The organism is Mycobacterium sp. IS-3022, assembly GCF_001500065.1.
GTDB lineage: Bacteria > Actinomycetota > Actinomycetes > Mycobacteriales > Mycobacteriaceae > Mycobacterium.
Window position 1 is genome coordinate 39,407 of sequence record NZ_LQIN01000051.1, and the last position, 15,995, is coordinate 55,401.

At 68.9% G+C, this 15,995-nt stretch carries 14 protein-coding genes; 9 read left to right on the forward strand and 5 right to left on the reverse strand.

From position 1 onward, the window contains the following. Positions 1–68: 68 nt before the first annotated feature. The 7 genes from AU188_RS23985 (at position 69) to AU188_RS24015 (ending at position 8,886) form a co-directional block, all read left to right on the forward strand. Complete coding sequence (locus AU188_RS23985) at positions 69–950, forward strand: DUF5336 domain-containing protein (RefSeq protein ID WP_059165974.1); 882 nt, start codon at positions 69–71, stop codon at positions 948–950. 58 nt (positions 951–1,008) lie between these two features. Then, entirely contained in the window at positions 1,009–2,418 is a 1,410-nt protein-coding gene (locus AU188_RS23990; RefSeq protein ID WP_059165975.1) for a cell division protein PerM, read from the forward strand. A 10-nt stretch (positions 2,419–2,428) separates the two neighbouring features. Continuing rightward, entirely contained in the window at positions 2,429–3,058 is a 630-nt protein-coding gene (gene purN, locus AU188_RS23995) for a phosphoribosylglycinamide formyltransferase (protein WP_059165976.1), read from the forward strand. Beyond that, the gene (gene purH, locus AU188_RS24000; protein ID WP_059165977.1) at positions 3,055–4,623 is read left to right on the forward strand and encodes a bifunctional phosphoribosylaminoimidazolecarboxamide formyltransferase/IMP cyclohydrolase; all 1,569 of its coding nucleotides are present in this window, start codon (positions 3,055–3,057) and stop codon (positions 4,621–4,623) included. The genes purN and purH overlap by 4 nt, the downstream gene beginning before the upstream one ends. Positions 4,624–4,672: 49 nt before the next feature. Continuing rightward, entirely contained in the window at positions 4,673–5,335 is a 663-nt protein-coding gene (locus AU188_RS24005; RefSeq protein WP_059165978.1) for a hypothetical protein, read from the forward strand. Between the two features lie 78 nt (positions 5,336–5,413). Then, positions 5,414–6,796: a sigma 54-interacting transcriptional regulator gene (locus AU188_RS24010; RefSeq protein WP_059166105.1), complete on the forward strand. Its 1,383-nt coding sequence runs from the start codon at positions 5,414–5,416 to the stop codon at positions 6,794–6,796. Between the two features lie 95 nt (positions 6,797–6,891). After that, on the forward strand, positions 6,892–8,886 hold the full coding sequence (locus AU188_RS24015) for a VWA domain-containing protein (protein ID WP_059166106.1): 1,995 nt from the start codon (positions 6,892–6,894) through the stop codon (positions 8,884–8,886). Between the two features lie 136 nt (positions 8,887–9,022). Here the strand turns inward: AU188_RS24015 and AU188_RS24020 are convergent, their stop codons facing one another. Further along, positions 9,023–9,604 (reverse strand): DUF1707 SHOCT-like domain-containing protein, encoded by a 582-nt coding sequence (locus AU188_RS24020; RefSeq protein WP_059166107.1) that lies wholly within the window; start codon positions 9,602–9,604, stop codon positions 9,023–9,025. Positions 9,605–9,697: 93 nt separating this feature from the next. Beyond that, complete coding sequence (locus AU188_RS24025; protein ID WP_059165979.1) at positions 9,698–10,459, reverse strand: SDR family oxidoreductase; 762 nt, start codon at positions 10,457–10,459, stop codon at positions 9,698–9,700. Between the two features lie 120 nt (positions 10,460–10,579). On the opposite strand from AU188_RS24025, the gene AU188_RS24030 reads away from it, so the two are divergent. Together AU188_RS24030 and AU188_RS24035 are read left to right on the forward strand one after the other, a co-directional pair. Continuing rightward, the gene (locus AU188_RS24030) at positions 10,580–11,104 is read left to right on the forward strand and encodes a hypothetical protein (protein WP_059165980.1); all 525 of its coding nucleotides are present in this window, start codon (positions 10,580–10,582) and stop codon (positions 11,102–11,104) included. Continuing rightward, positions 11,101–12,075, forward strand: coding sequence for an HTTM domain-containing protein (locus tag AU188_RS24035; RefSeq protein WP_059165981.1), 975 nt, complete (start codon positions 11,101–11,103; stop codon positions 12,073–12,075). Before AU188_RS24030 ends, AU188_RS24035 begins: the two co-directional genes overlap by 4 nt. Here AU188_RS24035 and AU188_RS24040 read toward each other — a convergent pair. The 3 genes from AU188_RS24040 to AU188_RS24050 are packed head-to-tail and all read right to left on the reverse strand — an operon-like array spanning position 12,072 to position 15,945. After that, positions 12,072–12,851 (reverse strand): enoyl-CoA hydratase family protein, encoded by a 780-nt coding sequence (locus tag AU188_RS24040; protein ID WP_059165982.1) that lies wholly within the window; start codon positions 12,849–12,851, stop codon positions 12,072–12,074. The genes AU188_RS24035 and AU188_RS24040 overlap by 4 nt on opposite strands. After that, positions 12,851–14,011, reverse strand: a complete 1,161-nt coding sequence (locus AU188_RS24045) for an acyl-CoA dehydrogenase family protein (RefSeq protein WP_059165983.1) — start codon at positions 14,009–14,011, stop codon at positions 12,851–12,853. Before AU188_RS24045 ends, AU188_RS24040 begins: the two co-directional genes overlap by 1 nt. Beyond that, positions 14,008–15,945, reverse strand: a complete 1,938-nt coding sequence (locus AU188_RS24050; protein ID WP_059165984.1) for an ATP-binding protein — start codon at positions 15,943–15,945, stop codon at positions 14,008–14,010. Before AU188_RS24050 ends, AU188_RS24045 begins: the two co-directional genes overlap by 4 nt. Positions 15,946–15,995: the final 50 nt, after the last annotated feature.

The window sequence follows — 15,995 nt, forward strand, 5'->3', positions numbered from 1 at the left end:
CGGGCTGACCCGCTGTGCGCTAGCGTGGTTCCGAAGCCCGCCCGAGCACAGGAAGCACAGGAGAGGCCATGTCTTACCCGTCAGGTCCGCCCGGTAGCCCCGGATACCCGCCCGCACAGCAGCCGACCACTCAGTTCTCCGCGCCGACGCAACAGTTCGGCAAGGCGCCGGACGTGGGGTCGCCGGCCACCGGCGGTCCGAACAAGCTGCCGATGTACCTCGCCATCGCGGTGGCGGTGTTGGGCCTCGCGGTGTACCTGTCGAGTTTCGGGCCGCTGTTCACCATCTCCGCGTCCGAGTTCGGGGGCTTGGGCAGCATCAGCGGAACCTCGTTCGGTCTGGTGCTCGCAGTCGCGGCGGCGCTTCTGGCGGGTCTGCTGGCCGGGACGAGCCTGCTGCCCAAACAGTCCGTCTCCACGTCGGTGTACGCCGTGCTGGCGGTCGTCGCCTTCCTCTTGGTCATCGCCGAGGTGATCAACCGGCCGAGCGGCGCCGCGATCGACTGGGGCCTCTACCTGATCATCGCCTTCACGCTCTTCCAGGCGATCGTCGCGGTGGCGGCGCTGCTGTTCGAATCCGGCATCATCACCCCGCCGGCACCGCGGCAGAAGTACGACCAGCCCTACGGGCAGCAGTACGGCGGCCCAGGCCCGTACTACGGCCAGCAGCCGGGCCAGCATCACGGTGGACCGCAGCAGCGGCCGGGGTATCCGTCGACCTATCCGGGTGGCTACCCGGGCGGACCGTCGACGGGCGGCTACCTGTCGGCGCCGCAGCAGAGCCACCAACAAGGCCACCAGCAGGGCCAGCAGGGTCAGCAGCACGGTCAGCAAGGGCCGCCGACGCCGCCGACCGGATTCCCCACTTACGGCCAGCCGCCGTCCCAGTCGACTCCGACGTCCCAGGGACAGCCGTCGTCTTCGTCGCAGTCTGGCCCGGCGCCGTCGTAGTCTGAGCCGCGCCTGCGTGACCTTCGCGCGGCAGTCTGACTGAGGAGCGGCCCAACCAGTGGATCAACGGCCAGTCGGCGCACGCCAGGCGCGTGAGCTGCTTCGGGTCGCGTTCGGGCCGTCGTTGGTGGCGCTTGTCATCATCGCGGCGGTCGTCCTGCTGCAGCTGCTGATCGCCAACAGCGACATGACCGGCGCGCTCGGCGCGATCGCCAGCATGTGGCTGGGCGTGCACCTGGTGCCGGTGTCGATCGGCGGCGCCGAGTTGGGAGTGATGCCGCTGCTGCCAATGCTCGCGATGGTGTGGGCGACGGCCCGCACGACGGCCGCGGCCACTTCCCCGCACGGCTCGTGGTTCGTGACGCGTTGGATCGTGGCGTCGGCGCTGGGCGGGCCGCTGCTGATCGCCGCGATCGCGCTGGCCGTCATCCACGACGCCGCCTCGGTCCTCACCGACCTGCAGACCCCGCACGCGTTGCGCGCATTTGGCGGCGTGCTGGCCGTACACGCGATAGGTGCAGTCCTCGGCGTCGGATCGCGGGTCGGTCGGCGGCTGCTGGCAGCGTCCCCGTTGCCCGCTTGGCTGCCCGACGCGCTTCGCGCCGCCGTCGCGGGTGTGCTCGCGCTGGCCGGGCTCTCGGGCGTGGTGATGGCCGGTTCGATGGTCGTGCACTGGTCGACGATGCACGACCTCTACTCGATCACGGATTCGACGTTCGGCCAGCTCAGCCTGACCGTGTTGTCGGTGCTCTACATCCCTAATGTGATCGTCGGTACGGCCGCGGTCGCGGTCGGGTCCAGCGCCCACGTCGGCCTCGCGACCTTCAGCTCGTTCACCGTGTTCGGCGGCGACATCCCGGCGCTTCCGGTGCTGGCGGCGGTGCCGACGCCGCCGCTGGGCCCGGTGTGGGTGGCATTGCTGATCGTCGCGGCGGCGTCCGCGGTGGCGGTCGGGCAGCAGTGTGCGCGGCGTCCTCTTCCCCTGGGTTCTGCGATGGGCAAGCTGGCCGTCGCCTCGGGGCTGGCGGCACTGACCATGGCGCTGCTCGGCCACGCCGGCGGCGGGCGGCTGGGCAACTTCGGCGACGTCGGCGTGGATCAAGCCACGTTCGGCCCCGGGGTCTTCCTGTGGTTCGTCGGGATCGGCGCGCTCACGGTGGCGATGACCGGCGGTATCACCCGCAGACCGCGGGCGCCCGAGCCGGTGCCGGCAGAACCGGCCGACGAGGCCGGACCCGGACCTGAGCCCGACGACGCCGGAACCGACGAGCCAGACGACATCGAGCCTGTCGACAGCGAGGCCGACGTGCCGGCCGAAGCCGACGCCGAGGCCGAACCGGATCCCGAACCGGAGCCGGAGCCGGAGCCGGAGCCGGAGCCGCCGGCCGCCGGTCCGCGGGACCCGCTCGACGACCCGGAGGAGCACTTCGTCGCGGACGACGACAGAGGCGCCCCCGGAACCCGTTAGGCTGCCAGGCGTGCAGCAACCCCTCCGTGTGCCCCCGAAGGTGCCTGCACGGGTGGTGGTGTTGGCGTCCGGCACCGGTTCACTGCTGCGATCGCTGCTCGACGCCACCGGTGGTGACTATCCCGCGTCGATCGTCGCGGTCGGGGCCGACCGGGACTGCCCGGCCGTCGACATCGCCGCGGCCGCGTCGGTGCCGTCGTACACCGTGCGGCTGCGCGACCACCCGGACCGGGCCGCGTGGGACGCGGCCGTCACCGAAGCCACCGCCGCACACTCGCCGGACCTGATCGTGTCCGCGGGTTTCATGAAGATCCTTGGCCCCCTTTTTCTTTCGCGGTTCCTGGGTCGGATCATCAACACCCATCCGGCGCTGCTGCCCGCGTTTCCGGGTGCCCACGCGGTGCACGACGCGCTGGCGTACGGCGTGAAGGTGACGGGGTGCAGCGTGCATCTCGTCGACGCCGGAACCGACACCGGTCCGCTGCTGGCCCAGGAGGCGGTGCCGGTGTTCGACGACGACGACGAAGCCACCCTGCACGAGCGGATCAAGGTCGTCGAACGACGGCTGCTGGTGGAAGTATTGGCCGCCGTGGCCGTCCGCGGCGTGACCTGGACAGGACGAAAGGCGATCATCGGATGACCGAAGGTAAGCGGCCGATTCGGCGGGCGTTGGTCAGCGTCTACGACAAGACGGGCCTGGCCGAACTGGCCCGCGGCCTGCACGAGGCGGGCGTCGCGATCGTCTCGACCGGCTCGACGGCCAAAACCATTGCCGCAGCAGGTGTTCCGGTGACGCCGGTGGAAGACGTCACCGGCTTCCCGGAGGTGCTCGACGGGCGGGTCAAGACCCTGCATCCGCGAGTGCACGCGGGCCTGCTGGCCGATCAGCGTAAGCCCGAACATGTTTCGGCGCTCGCCGACCTCGGCGTCGAGGCGTTCGAACTCGTCGTGGTCAACCTGTACCCGTTCACCGAGACCGTCGAGTCCGGTGCCAGCGAGGACGAGTGCGTCGAACAGATCGACATCGGCGGACCGTCGATGGTGCGCGCCGCCGCCAAGAACCATCCCAGCGTCGCGGTGGTGGTCGACCCGCGCGGCTACGACGGCGTGCTGGCTGCGGTGCGAGCCGGTGGCTTCACGTTGACTGAGCGGAAGAGGTTGGCGTCGTTGGCCTTCCGGCACACCGCCGAGTACGACGTCGCAGTCGCGTCGTGGATGGGTTCGGTGCTGGCGCCGGAGCCGGATGCCGCCGCGCCGCTGCCCGAGTGGCTCGGCGCCACCTGGCGGCGGGATTCGGTGCTGCGCTACGGCGAGAACCCGCACCAGCGAGCCGCGCTGTACCGCAACGATGCCGCGTGGCCCGGGCTCGCGCAGGCCGAACAGCTGCACGGCAAGGAGATGTCGTACAACAACTACACCGACGCCGACGCGGCGTGGCGGGCGGCGTTCGACCACAGCGAAATCTGCGTGGCGATCATCAAACACGCCAATCCCTGCGGCATCGCGGTCTCGTCGACGTCGGTGGCCGACGCGCACCGCAAGGCCCACGAGTGCGACCCGCTGTCCGCGTTCGGCGGCGTGATCGCGGCCAACACCGAGGTCACCGTCGAGATGGCCGAAACCGTCGCCGACATCTTCACCGAGGTGATCATCGCGCCGGCCTACGAGGCGGGCGCGGTGGAAGTGCTTGCGCGCAAGAAGAACATCCGCGTGCTGGTGGCCTCCGAGCCGCAGCCCGGTGGCAGCGAATTCCGCCAGATCAGTGGCGGGCTGTTGCTGCAGCAGCGCGACGAGTTCACGGCTGCCGGCGATGATCCGGTCAACTGGACGCTGGCGACCGGCTCACCCGCCGACCCCGCGACGCTCGCGGATCTGAAGTTCGCCTGGAAGACCTGCCGGGCGGTGAAGTCCAACGCGATCGTCGTGGCCGCCGGCGGCGCTACGGTCGGGGTCGGCATGGGTCAGGTCAACCGCGTCGACGCGGCGCGCCTGGCGGTGCAACGCGCGGGCGATCGGGTGCGCGGCGCGGTCGCGGCGTCGGACGCGTTCTTCCCGTTTCCCGACGGGCTCGAGGTGCTGACCGACGCGGGCGTCAAGGCGATCGTGCATCCGGGCGGTTCGGTGCGCGACGACGAGGTGACTGCAGCCGCCGAAGCAGCTTCCATCACGCTGTACCTGACCGGGGCGCGACACTTCGCGCACTGACGTCCGCCACGCCCTGCGCGAATGCCCGGCGACTGGTTAGGTTGCAAGCATGGTCGCGGCGTCGAGGACTGCCACCGTCCTACTGCTGGCGGCGACAGTGGTCCTGGCTTCCTGCACCCGCTACGTCGACGACCCACGGGCGGTGCCCGGCGCCGACCTGTCGGCCGCAGCGACGGCGGAGGGGGCCGACGCGTCACAGTGCGAGACGACCGACGCTCCGCTGACGACGATTCCGGCCCGGGGCGACAACGAGCCGGTGATGAAGATCCCTCAGCCGCCGAATTGGATTCGCTCGACGATGCTGGATTCGGAGCTGATCAGATTCGCTTTGCGCAACGACCGTCTCACCACGGACGGTTTCGCGGCGAATGTCGTGGTCACGTTCGAGAGCGCCGCGGGCACTCAAGACGCGGGCTTGGTGTTCGACAACATGCTCGACGCGTTGGAGTCCGGGTTGGGCGCAACCGACGTCCGCATCACCGAGGGCACGCTGTGCGCGCTGCCTGCCCGGACGTTCCGCTATCAGATGCCGGTGTTGGGCAACGTCGCGCGGCATCCGGCCATCGCGCTCGGCGTCGTGATGCACACCAACAATGCGACATACGCCGTCAGCGTGACCGCCCAGACCATGGACCCCGACGACCCGACGTATCAGCGTGACACCGAGATGATGTTGACGGGTTTCCAACTGCTGCCGCCGTCGCCGAACTGAGCAGGCGCATCGGGTGCTGGACCCCCGCGAAGCGTGGGGAACCCGCACTGTCGCCGAGCACGTCGTAGCGTGGAGATCGTGACTGCACCCCAAGACCTGCCTCGCACCGTCGGCGAGCTGAGGACCTCCGGCCACCGCGAGCGCGGCGTCAAAGCCGAAATCCGGGAGAACCTGCTGGCCGCGCTGGCGGAGGGCCGCAATCCGTGGCCGGGCATCTTCGGTTTCGAAGACACCGTCATTCCGCAACTGGAGCGAGCGCTGATCGCCGGCCACGACGTCGTGCTGCTCGGAGAACGCGGTCAGGGCAAGACGCGGCTGCTGCGCGCCCTGGCCGGTCTGCTCGACGAGTGGACCCCGGTGATCGCCGGCTCGGAGCTGGGTGAGCATCCGTACCGCCCGATCACCCCCGAGTCGATCCGGCGGGCCGCCGACAGCGGTGACGACCTGCCCATCGCCTGGCGGCACCGCAGCGAGCGCTACACCGAGAAGCTGGCCACCCCGGACACCAGCGTGGCCGACCTGGTCGGCGACATCGACCCGATCAAGGTGGCCGAGGGCCGCAGCCTCGGCGACCCGGAAACCATCGCCTACGGCCTCATTCCGCGCGCGCACCGGGGCATCGTCGCGATCAACGAGCTGCCCGACCTCGCCGAGCGCATCCAGGTGTCGATGCTCAACGTGATGGAGGAGCGCGACATCCAGGTCCGCGGCTACACGCTGCGGCTGCCGCTTGACGTGCTCGTTGTCGCCAGCGCCAACCCGGAGGACTACACGAACCGCGGCCGGATCATCACGCCGCTCAAGGACCGGTTCGGCGCGGAGATCCGGACCCACTACCCGCGTGAACTCGACGCGGAAGTCGGCGTCATCACCCAGGAGGCGCACCTGGCCGCCGAGGTGCCCGAGTACCTGGTGCATGTGCTCGCCAGGTTCGCCCGCTATCTACGCGAGTCGCGGTCGATCGACCAGCGCTCGGGCGTGTCGGCGCGCTTCGCGATCGCCGCCGCCGAGACCGCTGCCGCGGCCGCGCGCCACCGGTCGGCCGTACTCGGCGAGCAGGAGCCGGTCGCCCGGGTGGTCGACTTGTCCTCGGTGGTCGACGTGCTGCGCGGCAAGCTCGAGTTCGAGTCCGGCGAGGAGGGTCGCGAGCAGGCGGTGCTCGAACACCTGCTGCGCCGCGCCACCGCCGACACCGCGCAGCGGCTGCTCGGCGGCATCGACGTCGGACCGCTGGTGGTGGCGATCGAGAACGGGTCGGCGGTCACCACCGGCGAGCGGGTGTCGGCTCGCGACGTGCTGGCCGCGGTGCCCGAGGTGCCGGCGATCGCCGAGATACAGAAGCGGCTCGGAGCGGTGACGGACGGTCAGCGGGCCGCGGCCGTCGAACTGGCGCTCGAGGCGCTGTATCTGGCCAAGCGGATCGACAAGGTGTCCGGAGAAGGCGAAACGGTCTATGGCTAAGAGCACGCCGCGTGGCGGCCAGTGTGAATCTGACGACGGAAATCGCCGAAAAACGTCGTCAGATTCACAATCGAGGCGCGTTGAGGCGCGTGACGATGAGTAAGCGGACTTCGCGGTATTCGCGATACACCGGCGGACCCGACCCGTTGGCGCCGCCGATCGACCTGCGCGAGGCGCTCGAGCAGATCGGCCAGGACGTGATGGAGGGCAGCTCGCCGCGGCGCGCGCTGTCGGAACTGATGCGCCGCGGCACCAAGAACATGCGGGGCGCCGACAAACTCGCCGCCGAGGCCAACCGTCGTCGTCGAGAGCTGTTGTCCCGCAACAATCTCGACGGCACGCTGGCCGAGATCAAGAAACTTCTCGACGAGGCGGTGCTGGCCGAACGCAAGGAGCTGGCCCGGGCGCTCGACGACGATGCCAGGTTCAACGAGATGCGCATCGAGTCGTTGCCGCCCTCACCGGCGAAGGCCGTGCAGGAGCTGTCCGACTACGACTGGCGCTCGCAGGAGGCCCGCGAGAAGTACGAGCAGATCAAGGATCTGCTCGGCCGCGAGATGCTCGACCAGCGGTTCGCGGGCATGAAGCAGGCGCTGGAAAACGCCACCGACGAGGACCGCCAGCGCGTCAACGAGATGCTCGACGACCTCAACGACCTGTTGGACAAGCACGCAAAAGGTGAAGACACCCAACAGGATTTCCAAGACTTCATGAACAAGCACGGCGAGTTCTTCCCGGAGAACCCGCGCAACGTCGACGAATTGCTCGACTCGCTGGCCCAGCGCGCAGCGGCCGCGCAGCGGTTCCGCAACAGCTTGAGCGCCGAGCAACGGGCCGAATTGGATGCGCTGGCCCAACAGGCGTTCGGCTCGCCGTCGTTGATGAACGCGCTGAACCGGTTGGACGCCCATCTGCAGGCGGCGCGGCCGGGGGAGGACTGGACCGGCTCGTCGGAGTTCTCCGGCGACAATCCGCTGGGCATGGGAGAGGGTGCCCAGGCGATGCAGGACATCGCCGAACTCGAGCAGCTCGCCGAGGCGTTGTCGCAGAGCTATGCCGGCGCGACGATGGAGGACGTCGACCTCGACATGCTGGCCCGCCAGCTGGGTGAGGACGCCGCCGTCGACGCACGCACGCTGACCGAACTCGAACGGGCGCTGATGGATCAGGGGTTCTTGAATCGGGGTTCCGACGGCCAGTGGCGGCTCTCTCCCAAGGCGATGCGTCAGCTTGGTCAGACGGCGCTACGCGATGTGGCACAACGGCTTTCAGGTCGACACGGCGAGCGGGACACCCGTCGTGCCGGCGCGGCGGGCGAACTGACCGGGGCGACCCGGCCGTGGGCGTTCGGCGACACCGAACCGTGGAACGTCACCCGGACCCTCACCAACGCGGTGCTGCGCCAGGCGGGGACCGGGGTGGCCGAACGCCCGATTCGCATCACGGTCGAAGACGTCGAGATCTCCGAGACCGAGACGCGCACACAGGCCGCGGTGGCGTTGTTGGTCGACACCTCGTTCTCGATGGTGATGGAGAACCGGTGGCTGCCGATGAAACGGACCGCGCTGGCGCTCCACCACCTCGTCAGCACCCGGTTCCGGTCGGACGCCCTGCAGATCATAGCCTTCGGCCGCTACGCGCGCACCGTGACCGCGGCCGAACTCACCGGGCTGGAAGGGGTGTACGAGCAGGGCACCAACCTGCACCACGCGCTGGCGCTCGCCGGGCGGCACCTGCGCCGCCATCCCAACGCACAGCCGGTGGTGCTGGTCGTCACCGATGGTGAGCCGACCGCACACCTGGAGGGATTCGGGCGCGGGGCCGGATCGGATTCGGCGGCTCAGCCGCCGGCAGTGTTCTTCGATTACCCGCCGCATCCGCGGACGATCGCGCACACCGTCAAGGGCTTCGACGAGGTCGCCGCGCTCGGGGCGCAGGTGACGATCTTCCGCCTGGGCGACGATCCCGGCTTGGCGCGGTTCATCGACCAGGTCGCGCGTCGCGTCGAGGGCCGGGTCGTCGTGCCCGATCTCGACGGTCTCGGTGCGGCCGTAGTCGGCGACTACCTGCGGTCGCGGCGGAGGCGCTAGCGACGGTCAAGCGGGCCCAGTGCGGGTTGACTCTTGCGTCCCATACGCGAGATTGCAGTCAGGGTCGTGCGCCGCCCTACGACCCTGACTGCAATCTCGACCGTAGGAGCTTCCTGCTTACTACGGGTCACTCGCGCTAAGCGGCCTTGCGCTTCTTGCGCTTGATGGCAACGCGGCCCCACAGCGAGAAGCCGCGGATACACACGCACGGCGCCCCCGGTGAGCCGTCGCCCTCCACGGACTGGTCGAAGGTGCCCATCACCCCGACACCACGCAGGTCGACGTTGACCTCGGGCGGCACCAGGATCGTCTGGCCTCCGAAGATCGAGTACGAGTGGATCTCGACCTCCGGCGAGGTGAAGTCGGCGTACCGCAAATCGATGACCCCGCCGCCGAACAGAGCGAACGTGGTCATCCGCCTCGGCACGTTCCAGCGGCCGCGGCGTTCGAATCCGCTCATGATCGCCAGCAGCATCGTCGACGGCGCGGGCCGACACGGGCCACCGCTGCGTCCCCGGGTGACCGCGCCGGGCAGATCCGCCGACAGACGGTCGAGCTCGTCATAGGTTTGCGCGGCATACGCCCTGGTCAGACGGTCCTCATACTCGTTGAGTTGAAGGCGGCCCTGCGCGGCGGCGTCAGTGAGCAGCTGCGCCACCTGAATGCGGTCGGTGTCAGCAGCTCGCATCGAACCGTTCCGCGACGCTGGAGTGCTCATCGGATACGAGCCTACGACGAACCGTGGCACACGCAAGACCATTGTCCAAACTGTGCCCTGACGGGCCACGGCGAAGAAGGTAGATGACCAAACTTATCGCCCGGACGTCAGGAACTCAGCAAAGCCGACGGTGCCGACAGGGTTCTGCGGCACCAGGTTGGCACCCGACCGCAGCGCCGCCCCGATGTGTCCCGGCAAGGGCGCCGCAACGGCTCGCCGACGGCTTCGATGCGCCGTCAGATACATGCGCGCCAACTCGGTGTGGGTGTGCACCGTCGGCCCGCCGATGTCCTGCGCCCGCCCGGCCGGATCGGCGTCGACGAGCTCCACCAGCCGTGCCGCGACGTCAATAGTGGAGATCGGTTGGAATCGCACGCCGCGCAGCGCCCACAGCACGGGGGAGTACCGCTGCAGCGCGAACATGGTGCCAATCAGATCGTGGAACTGCGTGGCGCGCAGCACCGTATGGCCGACGCCCGATGCCTCGAGGACTTGTTCGGCGCGCAGCTTCGCGCGGTAGTACGGCAGCGGGATCAGGTCGATGCCGACGATCGACACGTGCACGATGTGCGCGACGCCCGCTCGCTGCCCCGCCTCGACGAGGTTGCGCATGGCGGCGACGTCCTTGTCGCCGGTTGGCTGCGTCGCGCAGTTGACCACGACGTCCACCCCGTCGACCGCCGCGTCGAGGCCGGCGCCGCTCACCAGGTCGGCTTGAGCCCAGTTCACGCCGGTATATCCGACGTGGCTCTTGCGGCTCAACGCTCGGACGGGATGCCCGGCCCCGACCGCTTCTGGAACGACGCGATGCCCCAACGTGCCCGTTGCACCGGTGACGAGGACCGTGCGCGACATCAGCTCCTCCTCGGCGGTTGAAGGCCTCAGAATAGACCGCCTGGTCGACGAGCGGCGGTGCGACGCCATGGCGACGACCCTCACGTGAATTAGGGTGTTTGCGACGCGAGGCAAGGGTGGGTGACGTTGATTCAGCAGCGCTTCGAGGACTCGCCGGTGGGCAAGGCGGTGGTGAGCGTCTTCATTGCGTTGTTCCTCCTCGTGGGCATCGTGTGCAACCTGCCCGATTCGCCGATCAAGCGCAGCCTGCTACCGGTCGTCGAACCGGTCGCGGTGCCCACGGGTCTCGATCAGAGTTGGGCGATGTACGCCAACCCGACCAGGCGCCAAGACACGGTCGAGGTTCAGGTCCGGTTCGCCAGCGGCGAGGTCCGGGTGTGGACGTTTGAGCCCGGCGCGAGCGGCGTCGGCTGGTGGGATCGCTGGTTACTGCTCAGATATGCCGCCGTGCTCGACTCCGCGTTCCGGCCGCAGCTCGCGCACTGGGTGGTCCGGCAGGTCAGCAAGCCCAACGAACATGCCGTCGGCGTCACCATGGTCCTTCGGACCGAAACGTTGCGGGGACCGGACGAACCGCCTTCGGGAAATCGGCGCCCGACCGCGACGAAGCTTCTGTACCAAGAGAACTTGGCGGGGTCCCGATGACCGTCTCCGATCGGCTCCGGGCGGGGGTCAGCACGTGCGTCGACCGCTGGTGCGCCTTTTTCTTCACGTCTGCGCCGGCGTACACGCTGGGCTTGGTCCGAATGGGGTTCGGCGTCGTGATTATGGCGTGGACCGTGGCGCTGCTGCCGGATCTGCTCGGGGTTTTCGGGAACCAGGGGGTGTTGCCCGAGCATCCGAGGGTCGACTTCCAGTGGAGTGTGTTCGAGCTCTGGCCCGGCGACACCGCGCTCGTGATCGGGTGGGTGCTGCTGCTGTTGTCGGCCATCGCGATGACGGTGGGCTGGCACAGCCGCGTGGCGGCGATCCTGGTGTTCGTCCTGCTTCAGTCGTTCCTGCGGCGCGGCGCCCCGTATTTCAATGCCGGTGACGCCATTCTCACCGTCGTCGCCCTGATCCTGGCGCTCTCGTCGTGCGGGGTGGCGTTGTCGATGGACCAGCGGCGCCGTACCGGAGCCTTCTGGTCTGCAGAAGCCAGGCAGGTGTGGCCCGTTCGGCTGCTGCAGGTTCAGTTGTCGGTCATCTATTTGGCGACCGTCCAGGCGAAGCTGGCCGGCAAACCCTGGGTGGAGGGTTCGGCGGTCTACTACGCGTGGCACACCGACGGCAGGTGGGCGCTGCTGTCCGCGCCAGAATGGTTGTCCGCCAACGCGATTCTGGTCAACGTTCTGACGTGGAGCACCCTGCTGATCGAATTGGCGCTCGCGGTACTGGTCTGGAGTCGGCGATGGCGGTGCTGGGTGCTTCTGGCCGGCGTGCTGATGCACTTGACGATCATGTTCAACCTGAATGTCGGGTTCTTCAGCCTCGCCATGTTTGTGCTGTATCTGGCGTTCGTGCCGGGGGAGGTCGTCGAGCGACTGCCGACACGGCTCAAGACCAGATGGCGCAACCGCGGGCGGTCGAATCCCTCACCGCCGCAGCAGTCCTCCGAGCAGCCGGCCGTGTCCTAGGGGCGAGGGGTCGGAATCCACTTCGGCTGGCGTTTCTCCAAGAACGCCATCATGCCTTCGCGCGCCTCCTCGGAGACGAACAGTTCGGCCGACTGCGTGGTGAGCGCTTCGGCTCGGCGGTCGAAAGCCGCCAGAATCGATGCTGTGGTCAAGGCTTTCGACGCGGCCAGGCCCTGCGGCGACGCCTTGCCGATCGCCGTGGTCAGTTCGGCGACGCTGGTCTCGACGTCGTCGGCGGCGATCGTGATCAGGCCCATCTCGGCGGCCTCCGCGGCGCCGAACTTCTCGCCGGTGACGAAGTAGCGGCCCGCCGCGCGACTGGTCATCCTCGGCAGCAGGGTGAGCGAGATGATCGACGGCGCAACGCCGATGCGGGCCTCGGTCAACGCGAACGTGCTCTGCCGGCCGGCCACCACGATGTCGCAGGCGCCGACCAGGCCGAGGCCGCCTGCGCGGACGTGCCCGTCGATGGCGCCGACCACCGGGATCGGCAACTCGAGGATGCGGCGGAGCAGCCGGGTCATCTCATGGGCGCGGTCGACCGCGAGCGCGCTGGGATCCCGTCCGGCAGCCTCGGCGAGATCGGCGCCCGCACAGAACGTTCCGCCGGTGTGGCCGAGCACCACCGCTCGCACGCCGGGGTCGGCGACGGCGTCGGTGAAGCCCTGGTGCAATTGGTCGACCAGCGCGGTCGACAACGCATTGCGGTTGTCCGGGGAGTCCAGGGTGAGCCGGGCGACGGGTCCGTCGACCGCGAAACCGACGAGTGCGCTCATCAGTACGACCGGGGCAGTCCGAGCGAGGTCTGCGCGACGAAGTTGAGGATCATCTCCCGGCTGACCGGCGCAATGCGGGCGAGCTTCGACACGGTGACCGCGGCGGCGATTCCGTACTCCTTGGTCAGCCCGTTGCCACCCATCGACTGAACGGCCTGGTCGACCGCGCGCACCGACGCTTCACCGGCGGCGTACTTGGCCATGTTCGCCGCCTCGGCGGCGCCCACGTCGTCTCCGGCGTCGTAGAGCGACGCCGCCTTTTGCATCATCAGCTTGGCCAGCTCGATCTCGATGTGGTTCTGCGCCAACGGATGCGACAGCCCCTGGTGCGCGCCGATCGGTGTCTTCCACACCTGCCGGGTCTTGACGTAGTCGACTGCCTTGTTGATCGCGAACCGGCCCATGCCGACCGCGCTGGCGGCACCCATGATCCGCTCCGGGTTCAGCCCGGCGAACAACTGGGCGATCGCGGCGTCCTCCGAACCCACCAGCGCGTCCGACGGCAGCCGCACCTCGTCGAGGAACACTTGGAACTGACTCTCCGGGCTGACCAGTTCCATGTCGATCTTGGTCCAGCTCAACCCTTTTGTGTCGGTCGGCACGATGAACAGCGCCGGCTTGAGGTTGCCGGTTTTGTGGTCCTCCGTGCGGCCGACGACCAGCACCGCCTGCGCCTGGTCGACGCCGGAGATGAACACCTTCTGGCCGTTGATGATCCAGTCGCTGCCGTCGCGGCGCGCCGTGGTGGTGATGCGGTGGCTGTTCGAGCCCGCGTCGGGTTCGGTGATCGCGAACGCCATCGTGATCGAGCCGTCGGCGATGCCGGGCAGCCAGCGCTTCTTCTGCTCCTCGGTGCCGAACTTCGAGATGATCGTGCCGTTGATCGCCGGTGACACCACCATCATCAGCAGCGCCGAGCCGGCCGCGGCCATTTCCTCCATCACCAGCGACAGCTCGTACATCCCGGCGCCGCCGCCGCCGTACTCCTCGGGCAGGTTCACTCCGATGAAGCCGAGTTTGCCTGCCTCAGACCACAACTCGTCGGTATGCTGGCCGGCGCGGGCTTTCTCCAGGTAGTAGTCCTGGCCGTAGTTGGCGGCCATCGCGGCGACCGCCTTGCGCAGCGCCTGCTGCTCTTCGGTCTCGATGAAACTGCTCATTGCTGGTCTCCTTGTGGGTTCTCGACTCGGGCCAGGACAGCTCCGACATCGACTTGTTGGCCCGGTTCGACGTTCAGTTCGGTGAGCACACCGTCGGTTGGGGCGGTCACGGTGTGCTCCATCTTCATCGCCTCCAGCCACACCAGCGGTTGGCCGGCGGCGACCGCGTCGCCGACCGCCGCGCCGATCCGCAGCACCGATCCGGGCATCGGCGCCAGCAGCGAGCCGAGGGCGACCGCGGCGTCGGGATCGCCGATGCGTGGCAGCGCGGTGAGTTGCACTGGACCCGAGGGGGAGTCGACGAACACCGCGTCGGCGTAGCGGGCGACGTCGAACGGCCGGTCCACGCCGTCGACCCGCAGCACGACCTGCGTCGGACTGGCAGACACCAGCGAGACGTCGTCGTGGCCGGGCAGGTCGAGACCGCCGCGGGCGAACCGGTAACGCACCTCGTGCTCGGTGCCCGTCCCGTCCGCGTACCGCTTCGTCTGGTGGGCCGCCGCCAGATTGCGCCAGCCGCTGGGTGCGGCCGCGAAAACTCCTGCGGTACCGCGGTTGTGGGCGGCGTCGGCGAGTGCGGCGGCGATCGCGGACAACGCCACCGCGTGGTCGTCGGTCAGCGGCGCCGCGAGCTCGGCGAGGCCGTGCCTGTCGAAAAACGCGGTGTCGGTGGCACCGTCGAGGAACGCCGGATGCCGCAGCACGTTGACGAGCAGGTCGCGGTTGGTGCGTACGCCGTGGATACGGGCGCGGGTCAGCGCGTCCGCGAGCACGGCGGCGGCTTGGCGCCTGCTCGGCGCATACGAGATGACCTTGGCCAGCATCGGATCGTAGAAGATCGACACCTCCGAGCCCGCGACGACGCCGGAGTCGACCCGCACGTTGGCCGGCACCTCGAACCGGTGCACGGTGCCGGCTTGCGGCTGCCACCCCTTGGCCGGATCCTCGGCGTAGAGCCGGGCCTCGATCGAGTACCCGCGCGACGGCGGCGGTTCGGAGTCGAGGCGATCACCGTCGGCGACGAGTAGTTGCAGTTCGACGAGATCCAGCCCGGTCGTCTCCTCGGTCACCGGGTGCTCGACCTGAAGCCGGGTGTTCATCTCCAGGAAGAAGAACTCGCCGTTCTCGTCGGCCATGAACTCGACGGTGCCCGCGCCGGTGTAGTCGATCGCGGTGGCGGCCAACCGCGCAGCGTCGAACAGCTTGGCGCGCATGCCGGAGGTGCGCTCGACGAGCGGTGAGGGCGCCTCCTCGATGATCTTCTGATGGCGGCGTTGAATCGAGCATTCGCGTTCGCCGACCGCCCAGACGGTGCCGTGTTCGTCTGCGAGCACCTGCACCTCGACGTGATGGCCGGTGGCCAGGTAGCGCTCGCAGAACACCGTCGGGTCACCGAAAGCCGACTGCGCCTCGCGGCGAGCCGCCTCGACTTGGCCCGCAAGTTCGGCCAGTTCGCGGACCACCCGCATGCCGCGGCCGCCACCGCCGGCCGACGCCTTGATCAGCACGGGTAGCTGATCGGCGGTGACGGTGTCGGGATCGAGCTCGTCGAGCACGGGAACACCGGCGGCTGCCATCAGCTTCTTGGCCTCGATCTTCGACCCCATCGCGGCGACCGCGGCCACCGGCGGCCCGATCCACGTCAGCCCGGCGTCCTGGACCGCGGCGGCGAATTCCGCGTTCTCCGAGAGGAAGCCGTACCCGGGATGGATCGCATCGGCACCCGCCGCCTTCGCCGCCGCGATCAACTGCCCGGCATCGAGGTATCCGGTGCGGCCCTCGAGGCGGACCCGCGCGTCGGCCTCACCGACGTGTGGCGAGTTCGCGTCGGGATCGGTGTAGACCGCGACGGTGCCGATACCGAGCCGCCGGCACGTCTCGAACACCCGCCGGGCGATCTCGCCGCGGTTGGCCACCAGAACTCGTGTGATCATCGGGCCCCTTCCTTCGCGATTTCGGCGCAGTTGGTTGCGCTCACCGCGAC